General features: G+C 33.3%; 16 protein-coding genes. 9 read left to right on the top strand and 7 right to left on the bottom strand.

What is annotated here, in order from left to right:
- The first annotated feature begins 13 nt into the window (after positions 1-13).
- The 5 genes from Q0921_RS17915 to Q0921_RS17935 all read left to right on the top strand — a co-directional run bounded on the left by Q0921_RS17915 (position 14) and on the right by Q0921_RS17935 (position 4,023).
- Positions 14-742: a hypothetical protein gene (locus tag Q0921_RS17915; protein ID WP_299259316.1), complete on the top strand. Its 729-nt coding sequence runs from the start codon at positions 14-16 to the stop codon at positions 740-742.
- Between the two features lie 131 nt (positions 743-873).
- Entirely contained in the window at positions 874-1,572 is a 699-nt protein-coding gene (locus Q0921_RS17920; RefSeq protein ID WP_299259317.1) for a hypothetical protein, read from the top strand.
- A 133-nt stretch (positions 1,573-1,705) separates the two neighbouring features.
- Entirely contained in the window at positions 1,706-2,101 is a 396-nt protein-coding gene (locus tag Q0921_RS17925; protein ID WP_299259319.1) for a DUF2721 domain-containing protein, read from the top strand.
- A gap of 44 nt (positions 2,102-2,145) precedes the next feature.
- A complete protein-coding gene (locus Q0921_RS17930; protein ID WP_299259320.1) occupies positions 2,146-3,597 on the top strand; it encodes an ATP-binding protein in 1,452 nt (483 codons plus the stop codon).
- Positions 3,598-3,615: 18 nt separating this feature from the next.
- Positions 3,616-4,023, top strand: coding sequence for a response regulator (locus Q0921_RS17935; protein WP_299259322.1), 408 nt, complete (start codon positions 3,616-3,618; stop codon positions 4,021-4,023).
- Positions 4,024-4,077: 54 nt separating this feature from the next.
- On the opposite strand, the gene pyk is transcribed toward Q0921_RS17935, so the two are convergent.
- From pyk to Q0921_RS17960, 5 genes are all read right to left on the bottom strand, one after another.
- Complete coding sequence (gene pyk, locus Q0921_RS17940) at positions 4,078-5,505, bottom strand: pyruvate kinase (protein WP_299259324.1); 1,428 nt, start codon at positions 5,503-5,505, stop codon at positions 4,078-4,080.
- Positions 5,505-5,999: an IPExxxVDY family protein gene (locus tag Q0921_RS17945; RefSeq protein WP_299259326.1), complete on the bottom strand. Its 495-nt coding sequence runs from the start codon at positions 5,997-5,999 to the stop codon at positions 5,505-5,507. The genes pyk and Q0921_RS17945 overlap by 1 nt, the downstream gene beginning before the upstream one ends.
- A 199-nt stretch (positions 6,000-6,198) precedes the next feature.
- Complete coding sequence (gene rnc / locus Q0921_RS17950; RefSeq protein ID WP_299259328.1) at positions 6,199-6,936, bottom strand: ribonuclease III; 738 nt, start codon at positions 6,934-6,936, stop codon at positions 6,199-6,201.
- Positions 6,937-6,938: 2 nt separating this feature from the next.
- Positions 6,939-8,192, bottom strand: a complete 1,254-nt coding sequence (fabF, locus tag Q0921_RS17955; RefSeq protein ID WP_299259330.1) for a beta-ketoacyl-ACP synthase II — start codon at positions 8,190-8,192, stop codon at positions 6,939-6,941.
- Positions 8,193-8,209: 17 nt separating this feature from the next.
- On the bottom strand, positions 8,210-8,443 hold the full coding sequence (locus tag Q0921_RS17960; protein WP_027394586.1) for an acyl carrier protein: 234 nt from the start codon (positions 8,441-8,443) through the stop codon (positions 8,210-8,212).
- A gap of 178 nt (positions 8,444-8,621) precedes the next feature.
- Between Q0921_RS17960 and Q0921_RS17965 the strand changes: the two genes are divergently transcribed.
- Positions 8,622-9,212 (top strand): phosphoribosylglycinamide formyltransferase, encoded by a 591-nt coding sequence (locus Q0921_RS17965; RefSeq protein WP_299259331.1) that lies wholly within the window; start codon positions 8,622-8,624, stop codon positions 9,210-9,212.
- A gap of 201 nt (positions 9,213-9,413) precedes the next feature.
- Positions 9,414-10,049: a ribonuclease H family protein gene (locus Q0921_RS17970; protein ID WP_299259332.1), complete on the top strand. Its 636-nt coding sequence runs from the start codon at positions 9,414-9,416 to the stop codon at positions 10,047-10,049.
- 114 nt (positions 10,050-10,163) lie between these two features.
- On the opposite strand, the gene Q0921_RS17975 is transcribed toward Q0921_RS17970, so the two are convergent.
- Together Q0921_RS17975 and Q0921_RS17980 are read right to left on the bottom strand one after the other, a co-directional pair.
- Positions 10,164-11,234: a matrixin family metalloprotease gene (locus tag Q0921_RS17975; RefSeq protein ID WP_299259334.1), complete on the bottom strand. Its 1,071-nt coding sequence runs from the start codon at positions 11,232-11,234 to the stop codon at positions 10,164-10,166.
- A gap of 243 nt (positions 11,235-11,477) precedes the next feature.
- Positions 11,478-12,554 (bottom strand): M12 family metallopeptidase, encoded by a 1,077-nt coding sequence (locus Q0921_RS17980; protein ID WP_299259336.1) that lies wholly within the window; start codon positions 12,552-12,554, stop codon positions 11,478-11,480.
- 244 nt (positions 12,555-12,798) lie between these two features.
- Here Q0921_RS17980 and Q0921_RS17985 point away from each other — a divergent pair, with 244 nt between their 5' ends.
- A complete protein-coding gene (locus Q0921_RS17985) occupies positions 12,799-13,725 on the top strand; it encodes a PfkB family carbohydrate kinase (protein ID WP_299259338.1) in 927 nt (308 codons plus the stop codon).
- 100 nt (positions 13,726-13,825) lie between these two features.
- On the top strand, positions 13,826-15,724 hold the full coding sequence (locus Q0921_RS17990) for an amidophosphoribosyltransferase (protein ID WP_299259340.1): 1,899 nt from the start codon (positions 13,826-13,828) through the stop codon (positions 15,722-15,724).
- Positions 15,725-15,843: the final 119 nt, after the last annotated feature.

A 15,843-nucleotide genomic window follows, 5' to 3' on the forward strand; every position in this document is an offset into this window, starting at 1 on the left:
AACTACAGAACAGATGAAAACAGTAAAGTATATAGGAGTATTACTATTTTTAGTAATCATACATGCCTGTAATAGTGATGATGATTCTAATGATATAAGCATCGAGTATGAACAAAATTTTATTGAGATTAGTTTTTTGGAAGAAGGAGAAACGACTCCTCCAACAATAAATATGATAGAACAAAAAGGAATGTTCTCTGCTACCACATTACCATCATCTGAGGGGGTTGATCTTGTAGGAAATTCCATTTTTATTGATCCAGAAACTGGAGTACTTAATTGGAATGAATTTTTACCCCTAGGTGAAAGTGAAATATTTGTTACGGCATCCAATGAATTTGGAACAGGCACGGTAACGATAACAATTAATAATGTGTTTACTGGGCGATCAAGTTTTCTTACTGGAGGCTTCAATAATGATACTTCAAATGAACCCTTTTTGTCGAATATTGATGATGATGTCCTTTTGAAATTACGAGATGACGGCGTGGTGACACTACTTTCAGATTTTGATTCGACTGTAGTTGGTGAAGGGAACTGGAAAATAGAGGGTGATAGAATAAAGGTTGCATATACACATATCGATTATCCTGGAGAAAATTTAGTAATGATAGGTTATTTATCTGCAAGAATAAACGGAGATCCTCCAATTGTGTTTTCTGGACTATGGGGAAAAGGTTTAGATCAGGATGATAACATCGAAGAGTTAATGGGAGCATTTAGTTTTAAGGATGATTTTTAAAAATTAAAGACTTTTTTATTCTATAATACATATTTGTGTAAGTCACACCTTACCCTTTTTTAAAAGAGCAGTAGGCTTATAAGTTTTAAAGCTTACTGCTCTATAATAATAACGTTTTAATTGAAGAACAGATGAAGACAATAAAATATATAGGAGCATTATTATTATTTTTAATTATAAATGCTTGTAATAACGATGATGATACCAACGGTTTAAGAATCGTATATGAAGAAAATTTTATTGAAACTTTTTTTTTAGAAGCTGGAGAAACGTTACCACCAGCAGTGAATTGGTCAGGAGAGAGAGGAATATTCTCTGCTACAACATTGCCGAATACAGCACCAGATGATTTATTTAATAGAAGTAATTTATCTATTGATGAACAAACCGGTGTACTCTCTTGGGATAGATCGATTCCTTTAGGTGAGACAGAGATTTTTATAACCGCATCCAATTCGATAGAAAGTACAACCGTAATAGTTACTATTAAAAACACCTTTATTGAAGGTTTGTTTTATGGCGGATTTAATAACGATGTAAACGATAATTCAAATGCGTCTTTTGACTCTGGTTCTATAAACTTTACTAAAGAAGGCACAGCTGGGTTATTGGGAATTAATGATGGTGATATATTTTCTATGGAAGGGACTTGGACTATAGACGAATCAATTATGACAGTTAATTTTGATACTGATAATCGTGTGTTAAAAGGGTATATGAATGGAAGAAGTGGCGAACCAGCAGCTACGTTTACTGGACAATGGGGAGAAGGATTGGATCAAAATAATACTATTGAAAATCTTAGGGGATTGTTTAGGTTTACACAATGAGAATAGATATAAGCAAGCTCTTACAAGAGTTTTGTTTTTTATCTCTTGAAAAAAGAAATACTAAATGAACTTATAAAGTAATAAAACAAACTATTCTAAATTAAACTAACTTAGTGTCATAAACGTATTGATTATGACACTAACCATGAGTATTCCTGCATTGCTTTTTCCTGCAATATCTTTAACAATGTTGGCATATAATGCTAGATATTTGGCAATAGCAGGATTAATAAGACAGTTACACAAGGAATATCAAGCTTCGCCATCAAAAAATACAGTGTTACAAATTAAAAACCTCAGAAAGCGATTGTGGTTGATAAGAAACATGCAAGCAATTGCTATTGTTAGTTTTCTTACCAGTGTAATCACTATGTTTTTATTATATGTAGAAAAAAACAGTTTGGCCAATTTAATATTTGGCATAAGTTTATTTGCCTTAATGATTTCACTTTTTTTATCATTTATTGAGGTTCAGATTTCTACAAAAGCATTGTCTATAAGGTTAGATAGAATTGAAGAAAACAATTAGAAATTCTTATATTGTTAGAATCATTATTTTTTAACCGACTTTAAATGCTCCAGAATGAACTTTTTAATAATGTAATGCAAGATTTCAATACGGGTTATTGGGAGTTACATCGCGATCCGTATAGAGAAAATTGGTCAGAGAGATTTTATGAAATCCTTGGGTATTCTATAAATGATATCAAATCTAACTTTGATTATTTTTTGGAACATCTTATTCATAAAGAAGATGTTGACATCTTTAGAGACAATTTTTTAAATTATCGAATAAATTCTGTAAACTTCAAGCAACACATTAAGATACTAAATAAAAAAGGCAAGTATCAGTTGTTTCGATGTGTTACAAATAATGCGTTACCAGTAAATATTAAAGCCGAAACTAGCTTTGTTTTTTTCTTTGAAATAAAACTGGAACCTGAAAACACAATTAAAAAAGATAATTTTTATTATAAAGAAACCGCCCAGATGACCTCTACAGGAAGCTGGTATGTGGATTTTCATAAAAAAGGAAGTTATTGGGATTTCGAGACTTATAGAATACTAGAGTATTCAGAAGATTATAAACCTTCTCTAAAAGATTCTGCTAACTATTATGCAGAAGATTGTAGACAATTAGCTGCTGATTGTTTTTTTAATTGTGCTATGATGGGGACACCATTTAATACCGAGATAAAAATGGTTACAGCTAATAAGAGAGAATTTTGGGCAAGAGCAATCGGAAAACCGGTTTACAATGAAAGCAAGGAAATTATAGGTATTCGAGGTGTTTTTCAAGATATTGATGATATAAAAAGTAAAGAAATTAGGTTACAGAAATCTGTAGATATTATAGCTGCTCAGAATTCTAGGCTATTTAATTTTGCGCATATTGTTTCGCATAATCTTAGATCACATACTAGTAACCTGTCTCTGTTAGTTCAACTTATAGAAGATATTGATGATCCTAAGGAAAAAGAAGAATTAATTAAAGAAGTAAAAACCATTTCCTCTAATCTAAACACCACGATAGAGCACCTTAACGAAGTTGTTACTGTACAAACAAATAATAATCAAAAAAGAGTAGGTGTAAAATTTAATGATGCTTTAAAGTTGGTGGTCAATGGAATCAGTCATGTGATTAGCAATAGTAATTGTCAATTACGATCTGATTTTAGTGAAGTCGAAGAAATCGATTACATACCTGCTTATTTGGAAAGTATTTTACTTAATTTAATAACCAATGCTATTAAATATAAACATCCCGAAAGAGATCCTATCATCAATATAAAAACATACATTCATGAAGGAAGGAAGTATCTAAAAGTTTCGGATAATGGAATAGGAATTGATATGACACTTTTTAAGGATAAAGTGTTTGGGATGTATAAAACCTTTCATTATAACAAAGATGCTGTAGGTATTGGATTATTCTTAACCAAAAATCAAGTAGAATCGATGGATGGTACTATAAATGTCGAAAGTGAGGTTGATAAAGGAACCACTTTTACTATTGAATTTTAAACACACAATTCTTATATAATGGGCGATAAAATAGGAGTAGCATGTATCATCGATGATGATAGTATATATGTCAATTTAGTGAAACGAATAATTGAGGCAAAACAGCTTTGCCAGAACTTATTAGTTTTCGAAAACGGAAAGGAAGCTTTAGAATACTTTGAAGCGATTTTGAGTAGTTTGAACGAAGATAGCATTCCCGAGATCATCTTTTTAGACCTTAATATGCCAGTAATGGATGGGTGGGAGTTTTTAGAAAAATTTATTAAAATTAAGAATAAATTTGGAAAAGTAATTACACTCTATATCGTAAGTTCTTCTATTAATCCGCTGGATATCAAGAAAGCAAAAAGCATAAAGAGTGTCAAAGATTATCTAATAAAACCAGTTACAATAGGAGATTTAGAATCTATTTTTAGCACAGCTTAAAAATAATTGAGGCCTCTATTGAGGCCTCAATTAAAATATTTTGATAAACAATATTTACATTTGTGATACTCTCAATGTATTTACCATTCCTTTTTCTACTACAGGCATAGCAGCAAGATTGATTAACATATCACCTTTTTCTACAAAGCCCCGCTCTAAGGCTAAATTATTAACATCTTGTACTGTTTCATCTGTACTAACATACTTATCATAATAAAATGCTTTTACTCCCCAAAGAAGACTAAGTTGAGATAGGATTCTTCTATTGCTTGTAAAAACTAGAATATGAGCTCCTGGTCTCCACGCAGAGATCTGAAAAGCAGTATATCCACTATTGGTTAATGTACAAATGGCTTTAGCATTTATATCATTTGCCATATGTGCAGCGTGATAACAGATAGATTTTGTAATAAATCGATTTGTTCTTATGTGTGGAGGATTTTGAGGAACTTGTATCAGATCAGAGTTTTCTACACTATTAATTATTTTAGTCATAGTTTCGATGACTTGCACAGGATATTTACCCACTGATGTTTCACCAGATAACATTACAGCATCAGCACCATCCATAATGGAATTAGCTACATCATTAACTTCGGCACGAGTTGGGGTTAAACTATCGATCATAGTTTCCATCATTTGCGTTGCTATAATCACGGGTATTCTTGCCGTTTTAGCTTTTAAAACCAATTTCTTTTGAATTAAAGGAACTTCTTGAGCTGGAATTTCTACCCCGAGATCCCCTCTTGCGACCATTAAACCATCACAATAAGCAACAATCTTATCGATGTTTTCTACACCTTCTGGTTTTTCAATTTTTGCTACGATAGGAATTTTATGTTCTGTATGTTCTTTTATAAGGTCTTGTAACCCTATTAGATCCTGAGCGTGACGCACAAAAGATAAGGCCATCCAATCCACCTCTAGACTACAGGCAAAAATTGCATCTTTAACATCTTTTTCGGTAAGTGCAGGCAAGGAGATATCCGTGTTCGGTAGATTTACACCTTTTTTAGATCTTAAAGGTCCACCTTGAATTACTTTTGCCTTAACAGTATCTTTATTGTTGGTTGAAACGACTTCGAAAATTAATTTTCCATCATCCAGTAAAATTCGTTCTCCTGATTTTACATCTTTAGGAAAACTGGCGTAGTTCATATAGACACTTTCCGCAGTACCTTCAAAAGGTTTTCCTGTTATAAAATTAATAAAATCACCGTCATTAACGATGACATCACCTTTCATAACACCAACTCTTAATTTAGGTCCTTGTAAATCGGCTAATATAGAAGCATTATAATTATGTTCCGAACTTAAATCACGTATCATTTTTACACGCTCTTTTACATCTTCATAGTCAGCATGAGAAAAATTAATTCTAAAAACATTTACACCTGCATCTAGCATGTTTTTCAATACCTCCTTAGTACTGGTAGCAGGTCCAAGTGTTGCCACTATTTTAGTCTTTTTAGTTTTTGGCATTATTCAAATATTAAATTGTTCTTTGATTTTAGTTGTGTATAATCCACTACATAAGCTGTTATGACTTGTGGAATAGTAAGTAATCTACTTGTCAATGATTTACTCGAAAATTGAGAAGTTTCAGCTTCTATTTTTAAAAAGTAATCTACATTTTTTAATTCAGGAATTAGATATTTAGTAACATAATTATCCTCTTCTTCTGCAGCAAATAATCCTTCTACGGCTGCAGTTTCTGATTCAATTTTTGTTCTGAATTTATTTCCCAAAAGGCTATAAGTATTATATTGAAAATGATCGTGATATTGAAACAGCGGAAAACTTGCCGAATGAGTATCATATTCAAATTTTATATCTTGTTTTTTTCTGAAAAGCCGAAGATCCACATATTTGTTTAACCCAAAAGCTAAACGATATGACGCTAACGAACAATGAATGGCAATTAAGTCATAATCATCATCCATAATGGTATCTAAAACTAACCTTTGGATCGCCATTAGAATTTACATTTTTCCAGAATTATCGAGAAATATACAAATAAAATCTCCTTGGAAGTTTAATAAAACATAAAGATATTGTACGAAAACGATTGAGTTAGTATCTTTTAGTTAAGCTGGGATAAAACTGAGGATAAAATGACAATTTTGTAATCTATTAACACCTTTTTTAAAATAGGAATAAAAGAATGGTTCTGTTTTATGGAAAATTGATTTTTGACTGGAATGCGAAATAAGCTCTTTTTGATGCTTTTTCTTCTGCCTTTTTTTTAGAAGTTGCTCTAGCTTTTGCAACTACCTTTTCATCAATCCAAAGTTTTACCGCAAAATGTTTCATTTCATCTTTTCCGGTATCTTCATAGATTTCATAGTTAAAGTTCTTTTTTACTTTTTGACACCATTCTATCAATAAACTCTTATAACTAATAATTTGGCCTTCAAGACTCTCTATATCTACGTATGGATTGATAACAGCTTCGTGTATAAAACGTTCACAGTAAGGAAATCCCTTATCAAGGTAAATAGCACCGATTAATGCTTCAAATAGATTACCATGAATATTTATACCGAATTGAGATTTTGGAATGTTTGTACGAACCAGATCAATTAATTTGAGATCTTTTCCTAGTTCGTTCAGATGTTTTCTGCTTACTACTTTAGCTCTCATTTTAGTAAGATATCCTTCATTACCTTCAGGAACTTGTTTAAACAAGTGAGCTGCAATAATACTACTCAGCATAGCATCACCTAAAAATTCGAGTCTTTCATAATTAACAGCATTCCCTTTTTTATCTTTTAGATTCAGTGATCTGTGCGTAAAAGCTTTTTCGTAAGGCGCAATACTTTTAGGTTTGAATCCAAGAATATTTTGAATTTTGGAAAAAAAATTCCCGTTCTTTTCAGAGCGGGAACTTAATATGTTGCGAATAACACTCATTATTATTCGTCTAGTTTTTTAAATAATACACAAGCATTATGACCTCCGAAGCCAAATGTATTGCTCATTGCATACGTAATATCACGTTTTTGTGCTTTGTTTAAAGTTAAATTCAACCTACTATCTATGTTCTCATCCACAGTAGTGTGGTTGATTGTTGGAGGAATTATACTGTGTTGCATGGCGAGTATAGAAGCAATTGATTCTATAGCTCCAGCTGCACCAAGTAAGTGTCCAGTCATAGATTTTGTCGAATTTATATTCATGTTAGGTGCGTGATCACCAAAAACTTTAGTAATAGCCTTCAATTCTGCAACATCTCCTAAAGGAGTGGATGTTCCGTGAGTATTTATGGCATCTACTTGTTCTGGTTGTACACCTGCATCTTTTAAACAGTTAAGCATTACACGTTCTACTCCAATCCCATCTGGATGAGGGGCGGTCATGTGATAAGCATCACTAGACATTCCACCACCTACAACCTCTGCATAGATTTTTGCACCACGTGCTTTAGCGTGTTCATACTCTTCAAGAATGAGGGCTCCACCACCTTCTCCTAATACAAAACCATCTCTGGTAGCATCAAAAGGTCTAGAGGCAGTTTCTGGACTCTCATTTCTTGTTGATAAAGCATGCATAGCATTAAACCCTCCCATACCAGCGATGGTAACAGCAGCTTCACTTCCTCCTGTAACAATGATATCACAGTGCCCTAATCGAATATAGTTTAAAGCATCAATCATTGAATTAGCGGAAGAGGCACAAGCCGAAACCGTAGTATAGTTAGGACCCATAAAACCATTTCTGATAGAAATATGTCCTGGAGCAATATCGGCAATCATCTTCGGGATGAAGAAAGGATTGAAACGAGGTGTTCCATTCCCATTGGCATAACCAATTACTTCTTCCTGAAAGGTTTCTAATCCACCAATACCAGCACCCCAGATAACACCAACTCTAAATTTATCAACCTTCTCAAGGTCGATAGCAGCATCTTTTATTGCTTCTTCTGAAGAAACAATGGCGTACTGCGCAAATTTATCAAGCTTACGTGCTTCTTTTCTTTCGAAATGATCTGTAGGATTATAATTTTTGAGTTCGCAAGCAAATTTAGTCTTGAAATGTTCGGTATCGAAATAAGTAATGGGAGCGCAACCGCTCCTACCATTTACCAATCCATCCCAATATTCTTCAATATTGTTACCGATGGGCGTTAATGCCCCTAGTCCTGTGACTACAACTCGCTTAAGATTCATATTGTGTTGTGAAGTTATTACTTTGCGTCTTCAATATAAGATATTGCTTGACCAACTGTTGCAATGTTTTCAGCTTGATCATCTGGAATCTGAATATCGAATTCTTTTTCGAATTCCATAATCAACTCTACAGTGTCTAACGAATCAGCGCCTAGGTCATTTGTGAAGCTAGCTTCAGTTACAACCTCATTTTCGTCTACTCCTAATTTGTCAACGATTATCGCTTTTACTCTTGATGCAATGTCTGACATAATGTTTAATTTTAATTTTTTAATTAGGTGGCAAAAATAAAAAACTTTATTTTAAAACCCCACAATCCTCTAAAAATGTATTTGTATTTTATCAAATATATGGAAGTATTGCGTTTTTGCTACCTAAAAATGGATAATAATTATTTTTTTTGTGCTCTCTAATTTAACAACTCTATTTATGAAGCGTATCATAATTTTTGCTTCCGGTTCCGGTACCAATGCCGAAAATATAATTAAATACTTTCAAGAGCGGAAAACTGCTAGAGTAACACATGTGTTCTCTAACAACCTGCGTGCCAAAGTCTTAAAACGAGCTCATGACCTGGAAGTAAAGGCTTTACATTTTGACAAAGAGTCATTTTATACTACTAATGAAGTGCTAAATATCATTAAAGATGCCCAACCAGATATTATTGTGCTAGCTGGGTTCTTATGGATTTTTCCAAAAAAGATCATTGATGCCTTTCCTAACAAGGTAATTAACATCCATCCTGCTTTACTTCCTAAATATGGAGGGAAAGGCATGTATGGTAGCCATGTTCATAAAGCGGTAGTAAAGAATAAGGAAAAAGAAAGTGGTATTACGATTCATTATGTAAATGAACATTATGACGAAGGAGCGATTGTTTTTCAGGCGAAAACTCCTGTAGAAAATGATTACTCCGCTGAAGATGTGGCTAAGGCAATTCACACATTAGAATATAAATATTTTCCTATCGTTATTGAAAAAGTATTGGGGTTAAGGGAAGAGGTTTCAGAAAGTAAGTGAATATTTTGAGAAGTTGAGGAATGAGAATTAGATTGATGTTCTGACTGGCTATTCGTTGTAATACTAAAGTTTTTTATGCTGGAAATGCATATACTCATGATTTCTCAAAACAATGTAAGTCGATGAGTAATCTCTAACGCAGAAAATTAGTCTAATATAAAAAACCTTAAACAACAATTAACTAGTAACTGTCAAAGAAATATGGGCAAGAAAGAAAAATTTTATGTTGTCTGGGAAGGTCACAGACCGGGAATCTATACGAAATGGGATGATTGTAAAGCAGCAGTAAAAGGATATGCAAGTGCGAAATATAAATCTTTCGAATCTTTTGATGTAGCAAAGAAAGCCTATAATGGGGATTATGAAGATTATAAAGGAAAAAGCAAACCAAAATCTTCTCTTACCAAAGAACAATTAGAAAAAATAGGAGAACCTAACTTATACTCTATAGCTGTAGATGCAGCTTCTAGTGGTAATCCTGGTAAAATGGAATATCGAGGAGTGGATACACAGACAGAAAAACAACTTTTCCACCAAGGACCTTTTCCACAAGGAACAAATAATATTGGTGAGTTTTTAGCTTTAGTTCACGGGTTGGCATATTTGAAAAATAAGGGTAGTGATAGAATTTTATATACAGATTCCAGAATTGCCATGGGTTGGGTGCAAAGAAAAACTTGCAAAACTAAACTACAACGGAATGTCAAAAATAAAGAAATGTTTGATCTAGTAGATAGGGGAATCAAATGGCTTAAAGAAAATAAATATACTACGACAATAGTTAAATGGGAAACTAAAGCGTGGGGTGAAATTCCAGCAGACTTTGGTAGAAAGTAACTTGAAGAGTCTTATTTATAAAATGCTCCAGTTATTTTTCTGGAGCATTTTATTAAACAATGAGATTCTTAAATCTAATATACTAAACGAATCGTTATAAGATTACAAGTTTTTTTAGCCACCACAAGGCCCAAGATTACTCCATCCCGAAGCAGTTCTTTGGTATAAATCTCCGTTATAAGTAACTTGATCTCCAGCAGAATAAGAAGCACTTCCGTTATATGGTGCTACACCATCACAAGGGTCGGTACTAACAGGACCACAGGCTCCAAGATTTGACCATCCCGAAGCAGTTCTTTGATATAAATCTCCATTATAAGTAACTTGATCTCCAGTAGAATAAGAAGCATTACCATTATATGGCGCTACGCCAGCACAAATATCTCCGCCAGTAGCAGGAAATGGATATATTGTGCCAATAAATTGTTTATCAGTGTCTGATAATTGGTTATTAGAACCTACTCCAACTCCATCTAATGTATGTTCTGCAGGAACAGGATAGTGCATAATTGATGCTGGATCATATGCACTGTAGTTAGAAATATTTGCTTCATAACGTCTAAAAAGGTTATTGTCAACCTGCGCTCTAGACCAATTATTTGGTGGTCCAGCATAATATGCATAAACAGTTTCTTTATCCCAGTTAATTCCAGCAACAGGATTTTGATGCTCATGGATTAATCCAAGTGCATGTCCAAATTCGTGAATTGTTGTTCTTCTGAATTCTGCATCAGTTGTGTTATTGTCAAACCATCCAAAATGCATACTATGTGCATAGCTGTTAGAATCAGTTCCTAAATAAGACCAAGAACCTGCTTCATTTGCATATTGACCTTCTCTAAAAGCAATTTTGATATTTGCACTACTGGTTGAAGAAACCCATTCAAATTTAAGATTTGCATAGTCTTCCCATTGTACAGCATATTGTCTAACTTTGGATTGAACAAAGCTGCTTCCGTTTAAAAATTTTACTCGAATAGTTTGGCCTGTTTCCCATTGTTTGTCCTTAACACTGGTAGCCTTTGCTTCAGTTGGAGAATCCCACTTAGCAATACAAACGTGTGCACTTTTAGCGTCATCAATTTGATTCGTTTCAAAAACATCTTCTGTGTCTTTATCACAATTTGAAAGAGAAAATGAGACTAGTACAGCCAGAACTAGTCTGGTAAACTTATTTGTTTTCATAATAGAGTTGAGTTTGTTAAATATTTCATAAATTTAACACAATTTTAGTAAGAAAACAAGTTTTTTTGAAAGAAAATACTTTTTATACGTATAATTACTACGGTAAAATTGTAAAAAATTGATTTAGATAAATACTATTACAATAGTTAAAATTGAATAAAAATACCCTGAAGTGTAAAACAACAGGGTATTTTTATTTATCATTTATAATAGTATTATTTAAGTAATGAGTTTTGGTCGCTATTAACTACCACAAGCCCCAAGATTGTTCCATCCACTAGCTGTTCTTTCGTATAGATCTCCATTATAAGTAACTTGATCTCCAGTGGAATACGAAGCACTACCATTATATGCTGCTACACCATCGCAAATATCAGTGCTAGGAACACTATCACAAGGGCCAAGATTAGTCCATCCGCTAGCGGTTCTTTGGTATAAACTTCCTTGATAGGTTACTTGATCTCCGATAGCATACGAAGCACTATTATTATATGTTGCTACACCGTCACAGTTGCTGCCACCAGTTGTAGTTCCAGGGTAAATAGTAGCTATAAAAGATTTGTCTGTTGTAGATAACTGAGTATTACTTCCTACGGCAACACCATCTGTAGTATGTTCTGCAGGGATAGGATAGTGCATGATAGATTTTGGATCGTAGTCACTATAGTTAGAAACATTCACTTCATAACGTCTGAAAAGATTATTATCTACCTGTGCTCTACTCCAGTTGTTAGGTGGCCCTGCATAGTATGCATATACGGCCTCTTTATCCCAATTAATACCAGCTACAGGGTTTTGATGTTCGTGAATCAAACCAAGAGCATGTCCGAATTCGTGAATTGTAGTTCTTCTAAATTCAGTATCAGATGTGTTATTATTAAACCATCCAAAATGCATACTATGTGATTGGTTATTCGAATCAGTTCCAAGATATGACCAAGATCCTCCATCATTTGCAAATTGGCCTTCTCTAAAACCAATTTTAATGTTAGCACTACTGCTTGAAGAAACCCATTCAAACTTAATGTTTGCATAATCTTCCCATTCTACAGCATATTGTCTTACTTTAGATTGAACAAAATTATTTCCATTTAAAAATTTTACTCGGATAGTTTGACCTGTTTGCCATTCCTTTGCTTTAAGACTAGCAGCTTTTGAAATGTCATTATCAGTGTTCCATTTTTCTATACATACGTGAGCGACTTTTTCAGTTGTAATTTGATTTGTTTCAAAAGTATCTTCAATATCTTTTTCACAGTTAAGCAATAAAAGTGAAACTAAAGGGGCCAAAACTAATTTGGTTAATTTTAATTTTTTCATAATTATATTGAGTTTATGTGTTAGTTCAATAAATAAACAGCTAACAATTAGATAACCCTATCTTTAGCGTTAATTTTTTAGCGTTTAGATTTATCTATATGTTAAAAACGGATGTTATTTTTAATATCAAAGTAGACTTTTAGCAAAGGATGATATCTGCTTTTTTGTAAAAAGTAAGTTTACTTCAATCTCATAATTACTCAAAACTAAAACGTATATTTGCAAAAAAATATTACGCTATTTTATGAGCAAATTACTTATTGTAGGTACCGTAGCCTTTGATGCTATTGAGACGCCATTTGGTAAAACAGACAAAATCTTAGGCGGAGCAGCGACTTATATAGGTCTTTCTGCAGCTAATTTTAATATACCTTCAGCAATAGTTTCTATTGTGGGAGATGATTTTCCTGAAGAATATCTAACAATGCTTCAAAAGAAAAATATCGATACTTCTGCTGTAGAGGTTGTAAAAGGAGGAAAAACCTTTTTCTGGAGTGGAAGATATCATAATGATCTAAATTCTAGAGATACTTTGGATACTCAGCTTAATGTATTGGCGGATTTTAATCCAGTAGTTCCTGAGAGTTATAAAGATGCAGAAATTGTAATGTTAGGAAATTTACACCCTTTAGTTCAGCTAAGTGTTTTAGAACAAATGTCATCTAAACCTAAGTTATCTGTTTTGGACACCATGAACTTTTGGATGGACAATGCCTTGGAGGATTTGATGAAAGTTATTGCAGAAGTAGATGTAATTACGATTAATGACGAAGAAGCAAGGCAACTAAGTGGAGAATATTCATTGGTAAAAGCAGCTAGAGCAATTGAGAAAATGGGCCCGAAGTATGTAGTTATTAAAAAGGGAGAACATGGAGCATTATTATTTCACAATGATCAAATTTTCTTTGCACCAGCATTACCATTAGAAGAAGTGTTTGATCCTACTGGAGCTGGAGACACATTTGCAGGAGGTTTTACTGGATATTTAACAAAAACAGGAGATCTCTCTTTTGAGAATATGAAAAAAGCAATCATTCATGCTTCTAACCTAGCTTCTTTTTGTGTAGAGAAATTTGGTACGGAAAGAATGGAGGACTTAAAACGAGAAGAAGTTCAGAAACGACTTCTGGAATTTAGGGAATTGACACAATTCGAAATAGAATTGTCTTAATAATAAAATATAAGCCCTGCTCGTTTCGTGTAAGGGCTTTTTTAATTGACTATTAAATAGTAAACCTACGATAACACAACAATAGAATTTTTGGAATACAATGAGTGATGCCTTAAAACATGAATGCGGAATCGCATTTATTAGATTATTAAAACCATTAGAGTATTATAAAGAAAAATACGGAAGTGCATTTTATGGAGTAAATAAAATGTATTTGATGATGGAAAAGCAACATAATCGCGGACAGGATGGAGCGGGGTTTGCTAGTATTAAACTAGATACGGCTCCTGGAGAACGGTATATAAGTAGAGTTCGTTCAAGCGAGTCGCAGCCAATTCAAGATATCTTTTCGCAAATTAATGATAGAATCAATAAAGAATTGGTTGAGCATCCTGAGTATACTGATGATGTTGACTTACAGAAAAAAAATATCCCTTATATAGGAGAGGTGTTATTAGGTCATGTTCGTTATGGTACTTTTGGTAAAAACAGTGTAGAAAGCGTACATCCGTTTTTAAGACAAAACAACTGGATGCATCGTAATCTTATAGTAGCGGGTAATTTTAATATGACCAATAACAATGTGCTATTTGATAATTTAGTACGATTAGGCCAGCATCCTAAGGATCATGTGGACACGGTTACGGTAATGGAAAAAATTGGCCATTTTTTGGATTCCGAAGTTGCCAAACTTTATAAAAAACTTAAAAAGGAAGGATACAGTAAGGTAGATGCTTCTCCAGAGATCGTAGAAAGATTAAACGTTGTCAAAATACTAAAGAAATCATCTAGAGATTGGGATGGAGGTTATGCTATGGCTGGAATGCTAGGTCATGGGGATGCTTTTGTTCTTAGAGACCCTGCAGGAATAAGACCAGCTTATTATTATCAAGATGATGAGGTAGTGGTTGTGGCTTCTGAAAGGCCTGTAATTCAAACAGTGTTTAATGTTCCGTTTAATAAAGTAATAGAGTTAGATCCAGGAAAAGCTATTATCGTTAAAAAAGATGGCAAAACATCTATAAGTAAAATTATAGAACCGTTAGAAAGAAAAGCATGTTCTTTTGAACGTATTTATTTTTCAAGAGGAAGTGATGCAGAAATTTATGAAGAGAGAAAAAATCTTGGTAAGCTAATCATGCCCCAAGTATTAAAGGAAATAGATCATGATACTGTAAATACAGTTTTTTCTTTTATACCAAACACTGCTGAAACATCTTTCTACGGGATGGTAGAAGCAGCGCAAGATGAACTTAATAAACAAAAAAATGAAACCATACTTTCTGAGAAAGACTCGTTGACCGATGAGCGATTAGCAGAAATACTTTCTTCTAGGTTGAGAACTGAGAAATTAGCGATTAAAGATGCTAAACTACGTACATTTATTACAGAAGATAGTAGCAGAGATGATTTGGTAGCGCATGTATATGATGTTACTTATGGAGTAGTAAAACACCAAGATAATCTGGTAATTATAGATGATAGTATAGTAAGGGGGACAACCTTAAAGAAAAGTATTATCAAGATGCTCGACAGATTGAAACCTAAAAAAATTATAGTTGTTTCTTCTGCTCCTCAGATTCGTTATCCTGATTGTTATGGAATCGACATGGCGCGACTGGAAGGGCTTATTGCTTTTAAAGCTTCATTAGAATTGTTAAAAGAAAATGGTAATTATGATCTAGTAGAGCAGGTTTATGAGAAATGTAAAGCGCAAGAGCATCTAGCTGATAAAGATGTCCAGAATTTTGTGAAAGAGATCTATGAAGGCTTTTCTGATCAGGAAATAAGTGATAAAATTGCAGAGTTGTTAATTGATGATACAGTAAATGCAGATATAAAGATTATTTATCAAACTGTAGATAATTTACATATTGCTTGCCCTAAAAATTTAGGAGATTGGTATTTTACGGGTGATTATCCAACCGCAGGTGGGAATAGAGTCGTAAATAAGGCGTTTATAAATTTTTTCGAAGGGAAAGATGAACGTGCATACTAAAAAAACAAAAAACCTCGTTGTTAAAATCAGTTAATTTGTGTATTTCAACAATTATTTTAGCTTTTCGTCTAAAACATTTTTACACATTGAAATAACGCTTTATATTAGCAGAGCCATAG

It is taken from the genome of uncultured Aquimarina sp. (assembly GCF_947496855.1).
Classification (GTDB): Bacteria; Bacteroidota; Bacteroidia; order Flavobacteriales; family Flavobacteriaceae; genus Aquimarina.

What these genes read in the sequence shown, in the direction of transcription:
- Q0921_RS17915 (WP_299259316.1), top strand. Translation starts at nt 14, where the DNA reads ATGAAAACAGTAAAGTATATAGGAGTATTACTATTTTTAGTAATCATA.
- Q0921_RS17920 (WP_299259317.1), top strand. Translation starts at nt 874, where the DNA reads ATGAAGACAATAAAATATATAGGAGCATTATTATTATTTTTAATTATA.
- Q0921_RS17925 (WP_299259319.1), top strand. Translation starts at nt 1,706, where the DNA reads ATGACACTAACCATGAGTATTCCTGCATTGCTTTTTCCTGCAATATCT.
- Q0921_RS17930 (WP_299259320.1), top strand. Translation starts at nt 2,146, where the DNA reads ATGCTCCAGAATGAACTTTTTAATAATGTAATGCAAGATTTCAATACG.
- Q0921_RS17935 (WP_299259322.1), top strand. Translation starts at nt 3,616, where the DNA reads ATGGGCGATAAAATAGGAGTAGCATGTATCATCGATGATGATAGTATA.
- pyk (WP_299259324.1), bottom strand. Translation starts at nt 5,505, where the DNA reads ATGCCAAAAACTAAAAAGACTAAAATAGTGGCAACACTTGGACCTGCT.
- Q0921_RS17945 (WP_299259326.1), bottom strand. Translation starts at nt 5,999, where the DNA reads ATGGCGATCCAAAGGTTAGTTTTAGATACCATTATGGATGATGATTAT.
- rnc (WP_299259328.1), bottom strand. Translation starts at nt 6,936, where the DNA reads ATGAGTGTTATTCGCAACATATTAAGTTCCCGCTCTGAAAAGAACGGG.
- fabF (WP_299259330.1), bottom strand. Translation starts at nt 8,192, where the DNA reads ATGAATCTTAAGCGAGTTGTAGTCACAGGACTAGGGGCATTAACGCCC.
- Q0921_RS17960 (WP_027394586.1), bottom strand. Translation starts at nt 8,443, where the DNA reads ATGTCAGACATTGCATCAAGAGTAAAAGCGATAATCGTTGACAAATTA.
- Q0921_RS17965 (WP_299259331.1), top strand. Translation starts at nt 8,622, where the DNA reads ATGAAGCGTATCATAATTTTTGCTTCCGGTTCCGGTACCAATGCCGAA.
- Q0921_RS17970 (WP_299259332.1), top strand. Translation starts at nt 9,414, where the DNA reads ATGGGCAAGAAAGAAAAATTTTATGTTGTCTGGGAAGGTCACAGACCG.
- Q0921_RS17975 (WP_299259334.1), bottom strand. Translation starts at nt 11,234, where the DNA reads ATGAAAACAAATAAGTTTACCAGACTAGTTCTGGCTGTACTAGTCTCA.
- Q0921_RS17980 (WP_299259336.1), bottom strand. Translation starts at nt 12,554, where the DNA reads ATGAAAAAATTAAAATTAACCAAATTAGTTTTGGCCCCTTTAGTTTCA.
- Q0921_RS17985 (WP_299259338.1), top strand. Translation starts at nt 12,799, where the DNA reads ATGAGCAAATTACTTATTGTAGGTACCGTAGCCTTTGATGCTATTGAG.
- Q0921_RS17990 (WP_299259340.1), top strand. Translation starts at nt 13,826, where the DNA reads ATGAGTGATGCCTTAAAACATGAATGCGGAATCGCATTTATTAGATTA.